This is a genomic window from Pseudomonas sp. CGJS7 (assembly GCF_036961695.1).
The window spans coordinates 15,958-33,597 of the sequence record NZ_JBAMDI010000036.1; the positions used below are offsets into that span (position 1 = coordinate 15,958).

The 17,640-nt window shown below is 62.7% G+C and carries 15 protein-coding genes; 4 read left to right on the forward strand and 11 right to left on the reverse strand.

Going from position 1 to position 17,640, the window contains the following annotated elements; genetic code table 11:
- Positions 1 to 37 precede the first annotated feature (37 nt).
- From garD to V7787_RS21600, 10 genes are all read right to left on the reverse strand, one after another.
- Positions 38 to 1,591, reverse strand: a complete 1,554-nt coding sequence (garD, locus tag V7787_RS21555) for a galactarate dehydratase (RefSeq protein WP_014756302.1) — start codon at positions 1,589 to 1,591, stop codon at positions 38 to 40.
- A 77-nt stretch (positions 1,592 to 1,668) separates the two neighbouring features.
- Positions 1,669 to 3,033 (reverse strand): MFS transporter, encoded by a 1,365-nt coding sequence (locus tag V7787_RS21560; protein ID WP_064492668.1) that lies wholly within the window; start codon positions 3,031 to 3,033, stop codon positions 1,669 to 1,671.
- 104 nt (positions 3,034 to 3,137) lie between these two features.
- Positions 3,138 to 4,049 carry a 5-dehydro-4-deoxyglucarate dehydratase gene (gene kdgD / locus V7787_RS21565; RefSeq protein ID WP_010954445.1) on the reverse strand — a complete coding sequence of 304 codons (912 nt, stop codon included), beginning with the start codon at positions 4,047 to 4,049 and terminating at the stop codon, positions 3,138 to 3,140.
- Positions 4,050 to 4,774: 725 nt separating this feature from the next.
- Entirely contained in the window at positions 4,775 to 5,584 is an 810-nt protein-coding gene (locus V7787_RS21570) for a gamma-glutamyl-gamma-aminobutyrate hydrolase family protein (protein WP_020191450.1), read from the reverse strand.
- A 428-nt stretch (positions 5,585 to 6,012) separates the two neighbouring features.
- Positions 6,013 to 6,795: an amino acid ABC transporter ATP-binding protein gene (locus tag V7787_RS21575; protein ID WP_010954443.1), complete on the reverse strand. Its 783-nt coding sequence runs from the start codon at positions 6,793 to 6,795 to the stop codon at positions 6,013 to 6,015.
- A gap of 22 nt (positions 6,796 to 6,817) precedes the next feature.
- The gene (locus V7787_RS21580; protein ID WP_014590688.1) at positions 6,818 to 8,062 is read right to left on the reverse strand and encodes an NAD(P)/FAD-dependent oxidoreductase; all 1,245 of its coding nucleotides are present in this window, start codon (positions 8,060 to 8,062) and stop codon (positions 6,818 to 6,820) included.
- Between the two features lie 16 nt (positions 8,063 to 8,078).
- Positions 8,079 to 8,789: an ABC transporter permease gene (locus tag V7787_RS21585; protein ID WP_003247716.1), complete on the reverse strand. Its 711-nt coding sequence runs from the start codon at positions 8,787 to 8,789 to the stop codon at positions 8,079 to 8,081.
- Entirely contained in the window at positions 8,786 to 9,505 is a 720-nt protein-coding gene (locus V7787_RS21590) for an ABC transporter permease (RefSeq protein WP_003247720.1), read from the reverse strand. Before V7787_RS21590 ends, V7787_RS21585 begins: the two co-directional genes overlap by 4 nt.
- 103 nt (positions 9,506 to 9,608) lie before the next feature.
- Positions 9,609 to 10,361, reverse strand: a complete 753-nt coding sequence (locus V7787_RS21595) for a transporter substrate-binding domain-containing protein (protein ID WP_003247722.1) — start codon at positions 10,359 to 10,361, stop codon at positions 9,609 to 9,611.
- Between the two features lie 22 nt (positions 10,362 to 10,383).
- Positions 10,384 to 11,256, reverse strand: a complete 873-nt coding sequence (locus V7787_RS21600) for a MurR/RpiR family transcriptional regulator (RefSeq protein ID WP_064492667.1) — start codon at positions 11,254 to 11,256, stop codon at positions 10,384 to 10,386.
- A 142-nt stretch (positions 11,257 to 11,398) separates the two neighbouring features.
- Here V7787_RS21600 and V7787_RS21605 point away from each other — a divergent pair, with 142 nt between their 5' ends.
- The 3 genes from V7787_RS21605 to V7787_RS21615 all read left to right on the forward strand — a co-directional run bounded on the left by V7787_RS21605 (position 11,399) and on the right by V7787_RS21615 (position 15,532).
- Positions 11,399 to 12,424 carry an Ldh family oxidoreductase gene (locus tag V7787_RS21605; protein WP_064492666.1) on the forward strand — a complete coding sequence of 342 codons (1,026 nt, stop codon included), beginning with the start codon at positions 11,399 to 11,401 and terminating at the stop codon, positions 12,422 to 12,424.
- Positions 12,425 to 12,643: 219 nt separating this feature from the next.
- Positions 12,644 to 13,840 carry an amino acid aminotransferase gene (locus V7787_RS21610; RefSeq protein ID WP_103462591.1) on the forward strand — a complete coding sequence of 399 codons (1,197 nt, stop codon included), beginning with the start codon at positions 12,644 to 12,646 and terminating at the stop codon, positions 13,838 to 13,840.
- A 411-nt stretch (positions 13,841 to 14,251) separates the two neighbouring features.
- The gene (locus V7787_RS21615) at positions 14,252 to 15,532 is read left to right on the forward strand and encodes a serine/threonine transporter (protein ID WP_012052080.1); all 1,281 of its coding nucleotides are present in this window, start codon (positions 14,252 to 14,254) and stop codon (positions 15,530 to 15,532) included.
- Between the two features lie 73 nt (positions 15,533 to 15,605).
- Here V7787_RS21615 and V7787_RS21620 read toward each other — a convergent pair whose 3' ends face one another.
- Positions 15,606 to 16,793, reverse strand: a complete 1,188-nt coding sequence (locus V7787_RS21620) for a Bcr/CflA family efflux MFS transporter (protein WP_198747666.1) — start codon at positions 16,791 to 16,793, stop codon at positions 15,606 to 15,608.
- Between the two features lie 300 nt (positions 16,794 to 17,093).
- Here V7787_RS21620 and tpx point away from each other — a divergent pair, with 300 nt between their 5' ends.
- Complete coding sequence (tpx, locus tag V7787_RS21625) at positions 17,094 to 17,594, forward strand: thiol peroxidase (RefSeq protein ID WP_064492664.1); 501 nt, start codon at positions 17,094 to 17,096, stop codon at positions 17,592 to 17,594.
- The last annotated feature ends 46 nt before the right edge of the window (positions 17,595 to 17,640 follow it).

A 17,640-nucleotide genomic window follows, 5' to 3' on the forward strand; every position in this document is an offset into this window, starting at 1 on the left:
GAGTGGCGTGTGTGAATGCGTGGTCAGGGCTGCGGCATCAGGTAATGGGCGCCGGGTTGAACAGGGTGATGTCGTTGTGCAGCCGGTGTTGTTCGGCCCAGGTCTGCTTGCGACCGCTGGCCACGTCCAGGTAGTAATGGAACAGCTCCCAGCCCAGCTCCTCGATGGTCGAGCGACCACTGGCGATGCGGCCGGCGTCGATGTCGATCAGGTCGGGCCAACGCTGGGCCAGTTCGCTGCGGGTGCACACCTTGACCACCGGCGCCATGGCCAGGCCATACGGGGTGCCACGGCCGGTAGTGAAGACGTGCAGGTTCATGCCGGCCGCCAGTTGCAAGGTGCCACAGACAAAGTCGCTGGCCGGGGTGGCGCAGAAAATCAGGCCTTTGCGGTTGACCCGTTCGCCTGGGCCGAGCACACCCTGGATAGCGCCGCTGCCCGACTTGACGATCGAACCCAGCGATTTCTCGACGATGTTCGACAGCCCGCCTTTCTTGTTGCCCGGCGTGGTGTTGGCGCTGCGGTCGGCGGCGCCTTGCTGCAGGTAGCGGTCGTACCAGTCCATTTCGCGCACCAGCGCGTCGGCAACGTCCTGGTTTTCCGCGCGCGAAGTCAGCATGTAGATCGCGTCGCGCACCTCGGTCACTTCAGAGAACAGCACGGTGGCGCCAGCGCGGACCAGCAGGTCGGCGGCATAGCCCAGTGCCGGGTTGGCGGTGATGCCCGAGAAGGCGTCGCTGCCACCGCATTGCATACCGAGGATCAGTTCGCTGGCCGGGACCGTTTCGCGGCGGCGCTGGTCGAGCTTCTTCAGGCGGGTTTCGGCCAGGTCCATGATCTGCTCGATCATTTCGACAAAGCCAAGGCTGGCATCTTGCAGGCGGTACAGCCATGGGTCGCTGAGGTCCACCGAGGGGTCGTTGTCGTGCATCACCTGGCTGGCTTGCAGTTTTTCACAGCCCAGGCTGATCACCAGTGCCTCGCCGCCGAGGTTTGGGTTGCGCGCCAGGTTGCGCACGGTGCGGATCGGGATGTAAGCGTCGCGGGCGTTGATTGCCACACCGCAGCCGTAGCTGTGGGTAATGGCCACCACGTCATCGACGTTGGGGTATTTGGGCAGCAGTTCGTTGCGAATGCGCTTGACTGCATGTTCCAGCACGCCGGTCACGCACTGCACGGTGGTGGTGATGCCGAGGATATTGCGGGTGCCGACAGTGCCGTCGGCGTTGCGATAGCCCTCGAAGGTGAAGCCCTCAAGCGGCGGCAGCGGTTGTGGCACTGCATCGCAGCGCGGCAGGCTGTCCAGTTCCGGGGCGGCCGGCATGGCCAGCTGGCTTTCCTGCACCCAGCTGCCTTGGCGCAGGTCTTCCAGCGCGTAGCCGATGATTTGCCCGTAGCGGCGCACGGGCTCGCCCTTGGCGATGGCCACGGTGGCCACCTTGTGGCTTTGCGGCACGCCTTCGATCAGGGTCAGGCCGTCGGCGAAGCGGGCGCCTTCGCCCAAGCCGCCGTCGTTGACGACGACCACGACGTTGTCGTCGTCGTGCAGGCGGACGTAGCGGGGCGAGTCGGAGTGTTCGATCAACTGCATGTTTGGGCCCTACTTGTCAGGTTCTCAGGCTTTTGTACATCCGCCCATGCCGGGTGACCCGGCGCGGGCGTGTTTTTTCAGTGACGCGAGCTGGCCAGTTCGCCGTCGGAGGCCGGCTCAGCGTGTGGCTTTGGGGCAGCATCACGCAATTCGATACGCTTGATGGGGCCCACGATTACCAGGTAGCTGAATACCGCTACCAGCGCATTGGCACCCACGTACACGAGCGCCCACTTGAACGAGCCGGTGGCGCTGATGATGTAGCCGATCACGATAGGGGTGGTGATCGACGCGATGTTGCCGAAGGTGTTGAACAGGCCACCGGACAGCCCGGCGATCTGCTTGGGTGAAGTGTCCGCGACCACCGCCCAGCCCAGCGCGCCGATGCCCTTGCCGAAAAACGCCAGCGTCATGAAGCCAACCACCATCCACTCGGCATCGACGTAGTTGCAGAACACCATGGTGGTGGACAGCAGCAGGCCACAGACGATCGGCAGTTTGCGCGAGAAGGTCAGCGAGTTGCCGCGGCGCAGCAGCCAGTCGGAGATCACACCACCCAGGACGCCGCCGATGAATCCACACACCGCCGGCAGCGAGGCGATGAAGCCGGCCTTGAGGATGGTCATGCCGCGCTCCTGCACCAGGTACACCGGGAACCAGGTGAGGAAGAAGTAGGTGATGGCGTTGATGCAGTACTGGCCCAGGTACACGCCCAGCAGCATGCGGCTGGTCAGCAACTGCTTGATGTAACCCCATTTCGGGCCGTCGCTGCCGCGCTTCTGATCCATGTCGACCAGGCCGCCGTTCTGCTCGATGTGCTCGAGTTCGCTTGGGCTGATGCGCGGGTGTTGGCGCGGGTTGTAGATGGTCTTCAGCCACACCATCGAGAAGATGATGCCCAGCACACCCATGACCACGAACACGTGCTCCCAGCCGAAGCTGAACACGATCCAGCCCATGATCGGGGCGAACAGTGCAGTGGCGAAATACTGCGCCGAGTTGAAGATGGCCGACGCCGTGCCGCGTTCCTGGGTCGGGAACCATGCGGCGACGATGCGCGCGTTACCCGGGAATGACGGGGCTTCGGCGAAACCGACCAGGAAGCGCAGGGTGAAGAGGGTGACCACAGCCCAGGCAACCGGCAGGCCACCGACAAACCCTTGCAGCAGGGTGAACAGCGACCAGGTGAATATGCTGAAGGCGTAGACGTTCTTGGAACCGAAGCGATCGAGTAGCCAGCCACCAGGAATTTGGCCAGCCACGTAAGCCCATCCGAAGGCGGAAAAGATATAACCGAGGGTTACGGCGTCAATGCCGAGGTCTTTCTGCAGGCTGGAGCCTGCGATAGCAATGGTCGCGCGGTCGGCATAGTTGATCGTGGTCACCAGAAACAGCATGAACAGGATCAGGTAGCGCACATGCGTTTTCTTAGTCGCTTGCATGCTGGCAATACTCCCACTAGTTATTTTTGTGCGGGCTCACGAATTGTAACCGGAGTGGGGCAGGCCCACTCCGGGCGCGGCATCTGGCAGGCCGCGGGCAGCGCTTACTGCGGGCCCATCTTGTCCATCAGCGCGGCGAGCATTTCGTACTCTTCGGCGGTGAGGTCAGTCAGCGGGGTACGCACCGGGCCGGCGTCGTAACCGGCAATTCTGGCGCCGGCCTTGACGATGCTCACGGCGTAGCCGGCCTTGCGGTTGCGGATGTCCAGGTATGGCAGGAAGAAATCGTCGATCAGCTTGGCCACGGTGGCGTGGTCGTCACGGGCGATGGCGTTGTAGAAGTCCATGGCGGTTTTCGGCACGAAGTTGAACACCGCGGAGGAGTACACCGGTACGCCCAGGGCCTTGTAGGCGGCGGCATACACTTCGGCGGTCGGCAGGCCACCCAGGTAGCTGAAGCGCTCGCCCAGGCGACGACGGATCGACACCATCAGCTCGATATCACCCAGTCCGTCCTTGTAGCCGATCAGGTTCGGGCAGCGCTCGGCCAGTTTTTCCAGCAGGTCGGCGTTCAGGCGGCAGACGTTGCGGTTGTACACCACCACACCGATGTTTACCGATTTGCACACCGCTTCGACGTGGGCGGCGACGCCGTCCTGGCTGGCTTCGGTCAGGTAGTGCGGCAGCAACAGCAGGCCTTTGGCACCCAGGCGCTCGGCTTCTTGCGCGTATTCGATGGCCTGACGGGTGGAGCCACCGACACCGGCGAGGATCGGTACCGAAGTGGCGCAGGTGTCGACCGCGGTCTTGATCACCTGGCTGTATTCGCTGGCGGCCAGGGAGAAGAATTCACCGGTACCGCCAGCGGCGAACAGCGCGCTGGCGCCGTATGGGGCCAGCCACTCGAGGCGCTTGATGTAGCCAGCCGGGTTGAAGTCGCCCTGGGCATTGAAGTCGGTGACCGGGAAAGACAGCAGGCCGTGGGAGAGGATGGATTTGAGTTCTTGTGGATTCATTGTTGTTGGCATCCTGTGGCGCTTGGGTGAGGGGTGTGGCTTTTCGTTGGAGGTAAGTTATCGTACAACCTGCGTGATGACTAGTCCTTTTTCAGAATTTTGTGTTCTCGCCAGGGTGGTTGTCTGGATATGTGTGTTGTGGCGCAGATCGAGCGCCGCCCGCGCGGCGCTTCGTGGGTAAACCCGCTCCTACGTTTGTTTCGGGCCAGTATCGTCTGTGTCAGACGCGCGCGACTGCCTTGTTTATACGACACGATATCGAGGCATGCGCCAAGGCGTTCGCGCGCAAATGCCACAGGCATAACTGGCCCGAAACAAACGTAGGAGCGGGTTTACCCGCGAAGCGCCGCGCGGGCGGCGCTCGATTTCACAGGCGCAGCAGGTACGACGACAAACACATGTTGGCGCATGCCTCGATATCGCGTCGTACAAACAAGGCGGTCGCGCGCGTCTGACACAGGCGATACTGGCCCGAAACAAACGTAGGAGCGGGTTTACCCGCGAAGCGCCGCGCGGGCGGCGCTCGATTTCACAGGCGCAGCAGGTACGACGACAAACACATAGCAGTCATCGTATCTCTTGAGGGGAGGGAAAAAACGATCGCGGAGACAGGCACAAGCCCGCCGCCCGATTCCACGGGAAGAGTTCTGGGACCAGCAGAGGGTGACCGGGGAAACGGGGGCGGCCTTGCGCCGCCCCGCGATCAAAGCAGAGGAAACTGAAGGTCAGGCCGCGTGCTGGCGCTTGATTTGCGCCTTGCGTACCTGGGCCCGGCAAGCATCGCCGAAAGCCTGGAAGATCTTTATCGAATCAGGGTTCTTCGCCGCTTGCCATTCAGGGTGCCACTGCACCGCGAACAGGAACGGCGAAATGCTTGGCGCGTGAATCGCTTCGACCAGGCCATCTTCGGCACGGGCGATCGCTTCAATACCGGCGCCAAGCTTATGCAGGCCTTGGCCATGCAGCGAGTTGACGCGAATCTCGTCGGTACCCAGGGTGTCATGCAGCCAGCTGCCCGGCTGGATCTTCACCCCATGCACCTGGGCGTACTGCACTTCGACCGGGTCTTCCGGGTTTTCCCGGTGGTCATTGAACCCAGGTTCGGCATACACCTTCTGGTAAATGTCGCCACCCAGGGCCACGTTGATTTCCTGCATGCCACGGCAGATGCCGAAGATGGGCAGGCCACGCTTGATCGCCGCCTTGACCAGCGGAATGTCGAACAGGTCGCGGTTCTGGTCCTGGCCTTTGCCTGGGGTCTGGTTTTCCTGGCCATACAGGGCCGGGTCGATGTTGCTGCCAGCGCCAGTCAGGTACACGCCGTCGGCCATGTCCAGGTAGGTCTCGAGGTCTTCAGTGCCGCAGCAGGTAGGCACCAATACCGGGACGCAACCGGAGAACTCGACCAGCGGGGTAATGTATTTGTGGGTCATGACCTGGTAGTCATGGCCTTTGCGCTCTTGGCTGCCCATGGTCATCAGGACGACGGGTTTGCGCAGGGAAGGTTGCTTGTTGCCAATGTTGCTGTTGGACATATGTCACCTTGGGACAGGTTCGACCTGTCGTTGTTGTGCAGGCGCACGGCTCGGGGCCCTGGGTGCTGCCTGTAGCCCCGAGCACTGCCGGCTCGTCAGAGGCGACGATTCCGGTCGGGGCTTGTAGATAGCTTGCCAGAGCCGTTCGATATGTCAAACGACGGAAGCAGGCTTTAACGCGGGGGATACGCCGTTTTCTGGGGGCTGAAACCGATGCGGGCCTGTGGCGGCGTGGGTTTGGCAGGGTCTGCGGTCAATAATATTTAACGATGCAGTTGGGTCATTGCAGCGGCGCAATGATTAGGTAACTTGAAGTAACCTCGGTCACTGTGGGAGCGGGCTTGCCCGCGAACACGGGCGAAGCCCGTGCCATCCACGGCGGTGTCTTCTTCGCGGGTATACTCGCTCCCACAGTGACAGGCTTTCAATCAGTGCAGGATCTGCGCCAGGAACGCCTTGGCCCGCTCGGTGCGCGGCTGGTTGAAGAACACCTGCGGCGGGCTGTCCTCGATGATCTGCCCACCCTCAAGGAACAGCACCCGCTCGGCTACCTGCCGGGCAAAGCCCATTTCATGGGTGACGCACAGCATGGTCATGCCCGTGCCAGCCAACTGCACCAGCACATCCAGCACCTCGGCAACCATTTCCGGGTCCAGCGCCGAAGTGGGCTCGTCGAACAGCATGATCCGCGGTTTCATGCACAGCGCCCGGGCGATTGCCACGCGCTGCTGCTGGCCACCGGACAGCTGGCTGGGGTACTTGTGCGCCTGGCTTTCGATGCCGACTTTGCTCAGGTACATGCGTGCCCGCTCCTCGGCGTCCTTGCGTGACAGCCCGCGCACGCTGGTGGGGGCCAGCAGGCAGTTGTCGAGCACGCTCATGTGCGGGAACAGGTTGAAGTGCTGGAACACCATGCCGATGTCGCTGCGCACCTGTGCCGCCTCGCGAGTGGTGGCCGCCAGGTCGATGCCGTCCACCTGGATGCTGCCCTGCTGGGCGACTTCCAGGCGGTTGATGCAGCGGATCAGGGTCGACTTGCCCGAGCCGGACGGCCCGCACAGCACGATGCGTTCGCCTTCGCGCACCTGCAGGTCGATGTCGCGCAGCACGTGGAACGCGCCATAGTGTTTGTTCAGGCCTTCGATGCGGATCAGCACCGGACGCGGGTCGGGTTCGGGGGCAAGGGTGGCAAGGCTCAGTGGTGCGGTCATCTTGTTGTTCTCCCGCGTGGGTTCAGTCGAAACGGGTCGCGCTGTAAGGCGCGGGGTCGGTGAAGGGGGGCTCGCCAGTGAGCAGCTCGGCCAGCAGCCGGCCGCAGACCGGGCCCAGCGTGAGGCCGTGATGGGCATGGCCGAAGTTGAACCACAGCCCTGGGTGGCGCGGCGCCGGCCCGATCACCGGGCGCATGTCGGGCAGGCAGGGGCGGCGGCCCAGCCATGGCGTGTCGTCCAGACGTTCGCCGAGGGCCGGGAACAGCTTGCGCGCCAAGGCCTCGCAGCGGCCCAGCTGAATCTGATTGCCAGGTGCACTGGCTGCGTCGAACTCGATGCCGGTGGTCAGGCGCACGCCGCGCGCCATCGGCGCCAGTACGTAGCCGCCTTGGGTGTCGCAGATCGAGTGCTCCAGCTGAGCGCCGTCACGGGTGCTGTAGTGCATGTGGTAGCCCCGCTTGATTGCCAGCGGGATCTGGTAGCCCAGGCCGCTGAACAGGTCGGCTGACTGTGGCCCAAGGCAGGCCACCACCTCGTCGGCAGTGATCGGGCCGCGACGGCTCTCTACCCGCCATTGGCCATTGGCCTGGCGCAGGCTGCGCGCATCGCCATGCACGAACTGCCCGCCGCGTTGCAGGAACAACGCCGCATAGCCACGGGTGAGCGCGCCGGGGTTGTTCACGGTTTTCGGGTCGAGCCAGTGGATGCCACCGACCACGGTGGCGTCCAGCTGATGTTCACGTGCCTGCAGCTGCCCGCATTCAAGGATTTCGAAGCGCAAGCCGTAGCGGCTCAGGCCCTTGGCATCGGTTTTTGCCTGCTCGAACAGCGCGGGGTCGCGGAACACTTCGATCCAGCCTTTGGCTTGCACCAGGCCTTCCAGGCCGGCGGCAGCGATCAGCGCGTCATGCTCGTCGACACAGCGCTGCACCAGCGGCAACATATCGGCGGCGGCGCCGGCCAGGCGCCCGGGTGCCGACTGGCGCCAGTAACGCCACAGCCACGGTGCGGCCTTGGGCAAGTGCGCCAGGCTGTAGCGCACATCGGGCTGGCGGTTCAGGCCGTAGCGCAGCAGTGCGCTCAGTTGCCGCGGGAAGGCATAGGGGATGACACTGGAGCGCTCGATCAGCCCGGCGTTACCGTGGCTGGTGCCACTGCCCGGTTCGTCGCGGTCGATCAGAATTACCTGGCGCCCGCGTGCCTGCAGGTGCAGCGCGGTGCTGACGCCGACGATGCCGGCGCCGAGGACAAGGGTCTGGCAATGCATGAAACGTATCCTTCGGTCAGTTCAGGTGGCGGCCCAGGCGGGCCTCCAGGTGTTTCAGCAGGCGCCGCACCAGTTCGACGATCACCAGGTAGAGCACAGCGGCCCACAGGTAGATCTGGAAGTCGAAACTGCGCGAGAAGGCCAGTTTGGTCACGCCCATCAGGTCGTAGATCGTCACCAGCGAGGCGATCGCGCTGGCCTTGATCATCAGGATCAGTTCGTTGCCCAGCGGGCCAATGGCCACCAGCAGCGACTGCGGCAATATCACCTTGAAGAAGGTGGTCGAGCGCTTCAGGTTCAGCGCCCGCGCCGCTTCATGCTGGCCAGGCGCAACCGCCATCAGGCTGCCGCGGAAGATCTCGGCCTGATAGGCGGCGGTGTTCAGGGTGAACGCCAGCAAGGTGCAAAACCACGCATCCCGGAAGAACCACCACAGGCCGACGTCCTGCCAGAAACCCTTGAGCGAACCCAGGCCGTAATACAGCAGGAACAATTGCGCCAGCAGCGGCGAGCCGCGGAAGAAGTACACGTAGCCGGCAGCCATGCGCTGCAGCACCAGGCTGCGAGACAGGCGTGCAAGGGCCAGCAGAAGACCGAGCACAGCACCCAGGCTGAAGGAAATCGCCACCAGCTTGGCGGTTACCAGCAGGCCGTCGATGAAGCGCGGGCCATAGCGCTCCAGCAGGTCGGGGTCGAGCACCATTGCCAGCAGTTGATCGAAGCTCATGCGCGTGCTCCTTGCAGGTGGCGGTTGCTGCGCCGTTCGATGTAGGCGAACACGCGCCCGGACAGTGCCGCGAACAGCAGGTAGCCCAGGCAGGCGACGCCGTAGAAGAACATCGGTTCCTTGGTTACGCTGACCGCCAGGTTGGTCTGGCGCATCAGGTCGACCAGCGAGATGGTCGACACCAGCGAGGTGTCCTTGAGCAGCGACAGCCAGTTGTTGGACAAGCCGGGCAGGGCGATGCGGGTCAGTTGCGGCAGCAGCACCTTGAAGAAGCCGGTGCGCTTGCTAAGCCCAAGCGCCGAGCAGGCTTCCAGCTGGCCCTTGGGCAGGGTCTTGAAGGCGGCCAGCCAGATCTCGCTGGAAAACGCGGCGAACACCAGGCTGAAGGCGATCATCGCGGCGAGGAAGGTGTTGATGAGGAACTCACCTTGGTAGCCCATGGCGGCGAGGATCTTCTGCGCGGCGATCTGGCAGCCGTAATAGATGATCAGCAACGTCAGCAGCTCGGGCAGGCCGCGGAAGACGGTGGAAAAAGTGGTGGCCCAGGCCCGTGGCAGGCGTTTGCGCGAGCGCGCCGCCAGCGCGACCACCAGGCCCAGTGGCAGGCCGATGGGCAGGCAGGCCAGGGCCAGGGAAACAGTAACCAGCGCGCCGGCCAGCAACGCCTGGCCCCAGCCTCCGCTGGCGAAAGACAGCAAGGACAATTGATCGAGCATGACGAACCTCTTGGGCAGGTTATGCGGCCTTGTGGGAGCGGCCTTGCGGCCCTGTCGCGACGCAAGGCCGCCCCCACTGGGCGTTCGCACAACTTCCTGAAGATCAGTTGTAGATATCGAAAGCGAAATATTTGCTGGCGATCTTCTGGTAGGTGCCGTTGGCCACAATCTGTTGCAGCGCGGTATTCAGGCGCTGGCGCAGGGCTTCGTCGTCCTTGCGCACAGCGATGGCGGCATCGGCCTTGGTGTCGGCCACGTCGCCAAGGATCTTGCAGCAATCCCCGCCGTTCTTGTTCATCCACTCGTGCAGCGGGAATTTGTCGGCAATCACGCCGTCCAGGCGGCCGGCCGCCAGGTCTGCGTTGGCTTCGTCCATGGTCGGGTACAGTTTCACGTCGGCACCGGCCTTGCCGTACACGTCTTCGGCGTAGATGGCCTGGGTAGAGGAAGACTGCGCACCGACGGTGTAGCCGACAAAGTCGGTCTGGGCGCTGTCGATCTTGCTGTCCTTGGCAACCGCCACGGTCAGGGGCGTGCGGTAGTAGTGCTCGGTGAAGGCGATCTTCTTGCGTCGCTCTTCGGTGTCGATCATCGATGCCACTATCGCGTCATACTTGCGCGCCATCAGGGCGGGGATGATGCCTTCCCAGTCCTGGGCCACCAGCGTGCATTCGACTTTCATCTGTTCGCACAGGGCATGGGTGATGTCGACATCAAAGCCGTGCAGCTTGTTATCGGCGTCTACATAGTTGAAGGGCGGGTAGGCACCCTCGGTGGCGAACCGCAGGGTTTCAGCGCTGGCGGCACCCGCCAGCAGCAGGGCGCACGCACCCAGCAAGGCCATGGACTTGTTCATCTCGCACCTCATTGCACTCTTGCTATTGTTGTTTGCCCGTCGACCACGAGGTGTAGCCGACGAATTCGTTATGTAGAGCGGCAGTTGCTTCCAAGCGTTTTTCAACATCCGGTCCGAGCTTCTTGCAGACCTCGTTGACCATCAGATGCACCCACGACAGCATCGTCGAGGTGGATTCCCAGAACAGGTTGAACTCGGTGGGGATGCGGAACACCTCGTCGGCATTGGCATCCGCCCAGTCACAGAAGGTGTCGGTCACCAGGGTGACCGCAATGCCAGCCTCGCGCGCCTTCTGGCACAGCATCAGAGCATGGCGGGAATAACGGCGCGCCTCGAACACCACCAGGGCGCTGTCTTCGGCACGGCCCAGCAGCACTTCGCCGAAGTGCCCGGCGCTGATGTCGACCAGTTGCACGCAATCGCGCAGGTATTGCAGCAGGTGGCTCATGCACATGGCGATGCCGCGCTCGGTCTGGAAGCCGGCGATGAACACCCGCGGTTTGCTCGCCAGGCGTTGCGCCACGTTGTGCCAGGCGGGGCTCTGGCGGTATTCGTGTACGCGCACCAGGGCGGCGATTTCCAGCTCCAGGCTGCCGGCGTTGTCGCTGGCGTCCTGGTTCTGGCGGTAATCTTGCAAGCGATCACCCACCAGCCACGGGCCATCGCCCAGATCGTTCTGCAGGTCTTGCTTAAGCGCCTTGAGGTGGGCATAACCCAGTGAGCGACAGTAGCGCCCGACGCTGGATTCGCTGACGCCCAGCTTGGCGGCAATGCTGGCCGAGGTCTGGAACGGCAGTTCGTGCAGGTTGGCAAGCATGTAGGTGGCGATCTTGCGACCCGAGGCAGCGGCCCCTTCGAGGCTGTTTTCCAGGCGTTGCTTGATCAGTTGGCTCATGCTGCGGCTCCAGGGGTGAGGCTTGGGAAGAAAATGAATGTTTTCTGTCATCAAGTCAACATTTGACAGATTGCTGTCACATGAAGGAAAGTTTTTGTCGTTGCAACGCTGTAGCCATTCCAAAATCAACAAGGAGCTTCAGATGTCCGCACCTTCCACCAGCACCGTTGTGCGCGTGCCTTTTACCGAGCTGCAAAGCCTGTTGCAGGCCATTTTCCAGCGCCATGGGTGCAGCGAGGCCGTGGCCCGGGTGCTGGCCCACAACTGCGCCAGCGCCCAGCGTGATGGCGCCCATAGCCATGGGGTGTTCCGCATGCCCGGTTATGTCTCGACCTTGGCCAGCGGCTGGGTCGATGGCCAGGCCACGCCACAGGTCAGCGACGTGGCCGCCGGCTATGTGCGTGTCGATGCTGCGGGCGGTTTTGCCCAGCCGGCATTGGCGGCGGCCCGTGAGCTGTTGGTGGCGAAGGCGCGCAGCGCAGGCATTGCCGTGCTGGCGATCCACAACTCGCACCATTTCGCTGCGTTGTGGCCGGATGTCGAGCCGTTCGCCGAAGAGGGCCTGGTAGCCCTCAGCGTGGTCAACAGCATGACCTGCGTGGTGCCGCATGGTGCACGCCAGCCGCTGTTCGGTACCAACCCCATCGCTTTCGCTGCGCCTTGCGCCGAGCATGACCCGATCGTTTTCGACATGGCCACCAGTGCCATGGCCCATGGCGATGTGCAGATTGCCGCGCGCGCCGGCCAGCAATTGCCGGAGGGCATGGGGGTGGATGCCGATGGCCAGCCGACCACCGACCCGAAGGCGATCCTGGAAGGCGGCGCCCTGCTGCCATTTGGCGGGCACAAGGGCTCGGCGTTGTCGATGATGGTCGAGCTGCTGGCGGCGGCGCTGACCGGCGGTCATTTCTCCTGGGAGTTCGATTGGTCCGGGCATCCGGGGGCGAAAACGCCATGGACCGGGCAGTTGATCATCGTCATCGACCCGGGCAAGGCCGAAGGCCAGCGGTTTGCCCAGCGCAGCCGCGAGCTGGTGGAGCACATGCAGGCGGTGGGGCTGACGCGCATGCCGGGCGAGCGGCGCTATCGTGAGCGCGAGGTGGCCGAGGAGGAGGGGGTGGCGGTGACCGAGCAGGAGCTGCAAGGCCTGAAAGCGCTGCTTGGATGACCCGGTCTCTTCGCGGGTAAACCCACAGGTGCCTGAGCTGTTCCCAGGCTGTGCGCTGAACCCGTAGGAGCGGGTTTACCCGCGAAGAATCCAGCCCTCATCCCGGTCATGCAATGTTGCATAGACAACCTTGCACAATAGTGGATGTTCCTGAACCCGCACTCCGGGTATGCTCAACACTGACTTTCCGTACCGTCCTGATCCAAGGAGCTGCACGCTGTGTTCAAACATGTCGATGCCTATGCCGGCGACCCGATCCTCTCGTTGATGGAAACCTTCAAGGCCGACCCGCGCGCCGACAAGGTCAACCTGAGTATTGGCCTGTACTACGATGAGGCCGGCGTGGTGCCGCAACTGGCGGCGGTGGATGCGGTGGAAAAACGCATTGCCGGTCAGGACCACGAAGCCTCCCTGTACCTGCCGATGGAAGGCCTGGCCAGCTACCGCCAAGCCATCCAGGCGCTGCTGTTCGGTGCTGATCACCCGGCCGTGACCGGCGGCCGTGTGGCCACCGTACAGACCGTGGGTGGCTCCGGCGCCCTGAAGGTCGGTGCCGACTTCCTCAAGCGCTACTTCCCGCAGTCCGAAGTCTGGGTCAGCAACCCGACCTGGGACAACCATCGCGCCATCTTCGAGGGTGCAGGCTTCAAGGTGCACACCTACCCGTACTTCGATCAGGCCACCCGTGGCGTGGACTTCGACGGCATGCTGGCCACCTTGCAGAGCCTGCCGGCCAACAGCGTGGTGCTGCTGCACCCGTGCTGCCACAACCCTACCGGTGCCGATCTGGAGCAGCACCAGTGGCAACAAGTGGTCGAAGTGGTCAAGGCGCGCCAGCTGATCCCGTTCCTCGACATCGCTTATCAAGGCTTCGCCGAAGGCCTGGTGGAAGATGCCTACGCCATCCGCGAAATGGCCCGTGCGGGCGTTCCGTGCCTGGTGAGCAACTCCTTCTCGAAAATCTTCTCGCTGTATGGCGAGCGGGTGGGCGGCCTGTCGGTGGTGTGCGATGACGAGGCCACTGCCCAGAGCGTGCTTGGCCAGCTGAAGGCCACCGTGCGCCGCAACTACTCCAGCCCGCCCAACTTCGGCGCCCAGCTGGTTGCTGGCGTACTGAGCGATGCTGGCCTGAATGCCCAGTGGGCCGAAGAAGTCGAAGTGATGCGCAAGCGTATCCTCGACATGCGCCAGGCGCTGGTCGATGCCCTGGCCGTGCTGCTGCCGGGCCAGGACTTCCAGTTCTTCCTGCGCCAGCGCGGCATGTTCAGCTACACCGGCTTCAGCGTCGAGCAGGTACGTCGCCTGCGTGACGAGTTCGGCGTGTACCTGATCGACAGCGGCCGTGTGTGCATGTCCGGCCTGCGCCCGGCCAACCTGCAACGGGTTGCCGAAGCGTTCGCTGCCGTTCAGAAGTAACTCGCCGAAGGGCCAGCTGCGGCCCCTCCTGTGGGGCGCGGTTGGACTTTGTGGGAGCAACTGTCTTGCTCAATTTCTGAAAGCTGGCGTGATCCCTGTGGGAGCGGGCTTGCCCGCGAACACGGGCGAAGCCCGTGCCATTCACCACGGTGTTGGCTTCGCGGGCAAGCCCGCTCCCACAGGCTGCCCCCAGAGGCTGCCCCACAGGCCCCCAGGCCACTACATTCCATCGATCGACACCAGCAATGCCTTCCGCTTGTAAAGACAAGTGCAACCGCTCCTCGGAAAAGGGCTTCGCAAGTGCAACCTTTCCGTGCACAATCGCGCCCCTCTTTTCCGGTTGAGTTGGGCGAAACGTCTATTTCGCCATTCTCAGCCTGTTGCAGTCTTGCGAGTGGAGCTTCACCCGGAATGAATGAGCAGGCCCCAAGCGTTGAACAACGCTTTGCAGAATCGACCCCCGCCGCCCTCGGCACTTGGGCGCGTCACGACACCACCTGGATGCTGGGCCTGTTCGGCACAGCCATCGGCGCCGGGACACTGTTCCTGCCGATCAACGCTGGCCTTGGCGGCTTCTGGCCGCTGCTGATCCTGGCCGTGCTGGCCTTCCCGATGACCTATTTCGCCCATCGCGGGCTGACCCGTTTCGTCCTTTCCGGGCGCGATGGCAGCGACATCACCGAAGTGGTCAAGGAGCATTTCGGCATCACCGCCGGTGCCTCGATCACCGTGCTGTACTTCTTCGCCATCTTCCCGATCCTGCTTATCTACAGCGTGGCGCTGACCAACACCGTGTCCAGCTTCATGGAACACCAGCTGCACATGCAGCCGCCGCCACGGGCAATCCTGTCATTCGTGCTGATCCTCGGCCTGCTGGCCATCGTGCGCTGCGGGGAGCAGGCCACGGTCAAGGTCATGAGCCTGCTGGTCTACCCGTTCATCGTTGCGCTGGCGTTGCTGGGCCTGTACCTGGTGCCGCACTGGACCGGTGGCATTCTCGACAGCGCCACAGAGGTGCCGCCGGCCTCGGCCTTCCTGCACACCCTGTGGCTGGCCATTCCGGTGATGGTGTTCTCGTTCAACCATTCGCCGATCATCTCGGCCTTTGCCGTCGACCAGAAGCGCCGTTACGGCGAGCACGCCGATGAGCGCAGCGGCCAGATCCTGCGTCGTGCCCACCTGCTGATGGTGGTGATGGTGCTGTTCTTCGTGTTCAGCTGCGTGCTCACCCTGAGCAGCGCCCAGCTGGCCGAAGCCAAGGCGCAGAACCTGTCGATCCTGTCGTACCTGGCCAACCACTTCAGCAACCCGACCATCGCGTTCGCTGCGCCGTTGATCGCCTTCGTGGCCATCGCCAAGTCGTTCCTCGGCCACTACATCGGCGCCAGCGAAGGCCTGAAGGGCATCATCGCCAAGACCGGTGCGCGCCCAGGCGCCAAGGCCCTGGACCGCGTGGTTGCCGCACTGATGCTGGTGGTGTGCTGGATCGTCGCCACCCTTAACCCGAGCATTCTCGGCATGATCGAGTCGCTCGGCGGCCCGATTCTCGCGGTGCTGTTGTTCCTGATGCCGATGTACGCCATTCGCCGTGTGCCATCGATGCGCAAGTACAGCGGTGCGGCCTCCAACGTGTTCGTCGTTGTGGTCGGCCTGGTTGCGCTGACTTCGGTGGTGTACGGCCTTGTAAGCTGATTCACCCGTTTCATTCAAGAATGCCCGGGTCGCTTGTCGCCACCCGGGCATATTTTTTTTCCTGATCAAGGTTTCAGCAGCGTTGCATTCCATCGTCCTTGGTGCAGGCAAGCAGCCACCCTCCGCACAGGCTGGCCACCACGAACAGCACGCCCAAGCCTGCCGGTAGCTCGCTTTCCAAACCTGCGACCACACTGCTCGTCAAACCGGCACCGGCGAACAGCAATGTCGTATTGAGCGACGCTGCCGCACCTGCCTGACGCGGATAGCGCGCCAAAGCCTGGGTCGTTGCGGCGGGGCGTACCAGGGTTGTCCCGGTGGTACAGACAATCATCGGCAGTAGAACCCCCAGCACAGATAACCCTGCCACCCATTCCCACATCAAAAGGGTAATGCCCGCAGTACTTATAAGCAGCAAGCCTGCTTTTATTTGAGCTTGCGGGCTTACGCGACTGTTCAGGTAGGTCGCAGCCATGCCGCCGACGATGTATGCCAACCCATAGCCGATAAAGACCAGAGAGAATTGATAGGCCGTCAGCTCCAGCCTGCCCATCAGCAGCAAGGGCGCTATGACGATAAAGGAAAAATGGCAGGCAAAGGCGAGGCTGGACAGCATGGAATGCGCGAGATAGTCCGTGTCTCGCAGCATCACCCGATAACTGGACATGCTTGGCGCCCGGTCGCGCGACGCAGGTGTGTCATGAAGCAGCACACACGATAAAAGTGAAACGATTGCAGCGATGATCACGAATGCCGTAAAGCTTGCTTTCCAGCCAAAGGACTGTTGAAGAAAAGCACCTGCCAGCGGTGACAGGGAGATGAACAACCCGCTCGCGCTTGTTAACAGGATGCGCATGGCATTGCGTTGTGTACCGCTGTAAAGGTCCTGCACAAGCGCCTGGCCTAGCACGAGGCTGCCGCAACCCAGGGCCTGCACCAAGCGAAAGGCCATGAACGTTTCATAATGAGTTGAAAATACGCAACCGAGCGCCCCCACAATGGATACGCTCAACCCAGCGAGCAACAAACGCTTGCGCCCGATGCCATCCGACAGTGGGCCGATCACGATTTGCGCCATGGCCACACCAACAGCAAAAAAGCTCACTGAGTACGCAATCTGTTTTGTGTCGACCCGAAACTCATCTGAGAGCGCAGGGAATGATGGGAGGATCACGTCCAGAGGAAACACACCCAGCAGACATAACAAAATCAGCAACGTTGAGCACAGGTGGCGCCGGAGCGAACCAGCGGGGCGGTTCATGCCATTAACTCCTCGATTGGAACTGCAAGAAATAGCTTTCGTCCTCCAGTAGATCAGTACGCTAAAGATGTACAAGGTGAGCTTGGTAGCGAAACTTCCGATAGAGGTGTAGGAATTGTATGGAGAGGCCGGGATGGGCGTTCGGCAGCGGTGAGGCAACTGGCCGTAACCGCGGCTATCGGCATTTTTTGTCCACAAAAATCGTCCGGCAATGGAACAATTTCACCTGCCCCCATAGGCACCCGGCTGCCTTCATGCTTAACTCAGTGTCCTTTTCAAACCCCGCATAAGGATTTCGTCATGGCTCAAGTGACTCTCAAAGGCAACCCGGTCCAGGTCAACGGCAACCTGCCACAGGCCGGCGCCCAGGCTCCGGCTTTCTCCCTGGTAGGTGAAGGCCTGGCTGACAAGTCGCTGAAAGACTACGCCGGCAAGCGCAAGGTGCTGAATATCTTCCCAAGCGTCGATACCCCGACCTGCGCCACCTCGGTGCGCAAGTTCAACGCCCAGGCCAACGACGTCGCCAACACCGTGGTGCTGTGCATCTCGGCTGACCTGCCGTTCGCCCAGGCACGCTTCTGCGGCACTGAAGGGCTGGACAATGTGAAGAACCTGTCGACCCTGCGTGGCCGCGAGTTCCTCGAGAACTACGGCGTAGCCATCGCCGACGGCCCGCTGGCCGGCCTGGCCGCCCGCGCCGTGGTGGTGCTGGACGAGAACGACAAGGTGCTGCACAGCGAACTGGTTGGCGAAATTGCTGACGAGCCGAACTACGAGGCGGCGCTGGCTGTACTGAAGTAAGGATTGCGTGGGGCAGGGCGGGCGTCTGTAGCCTGTGATGGCCTCT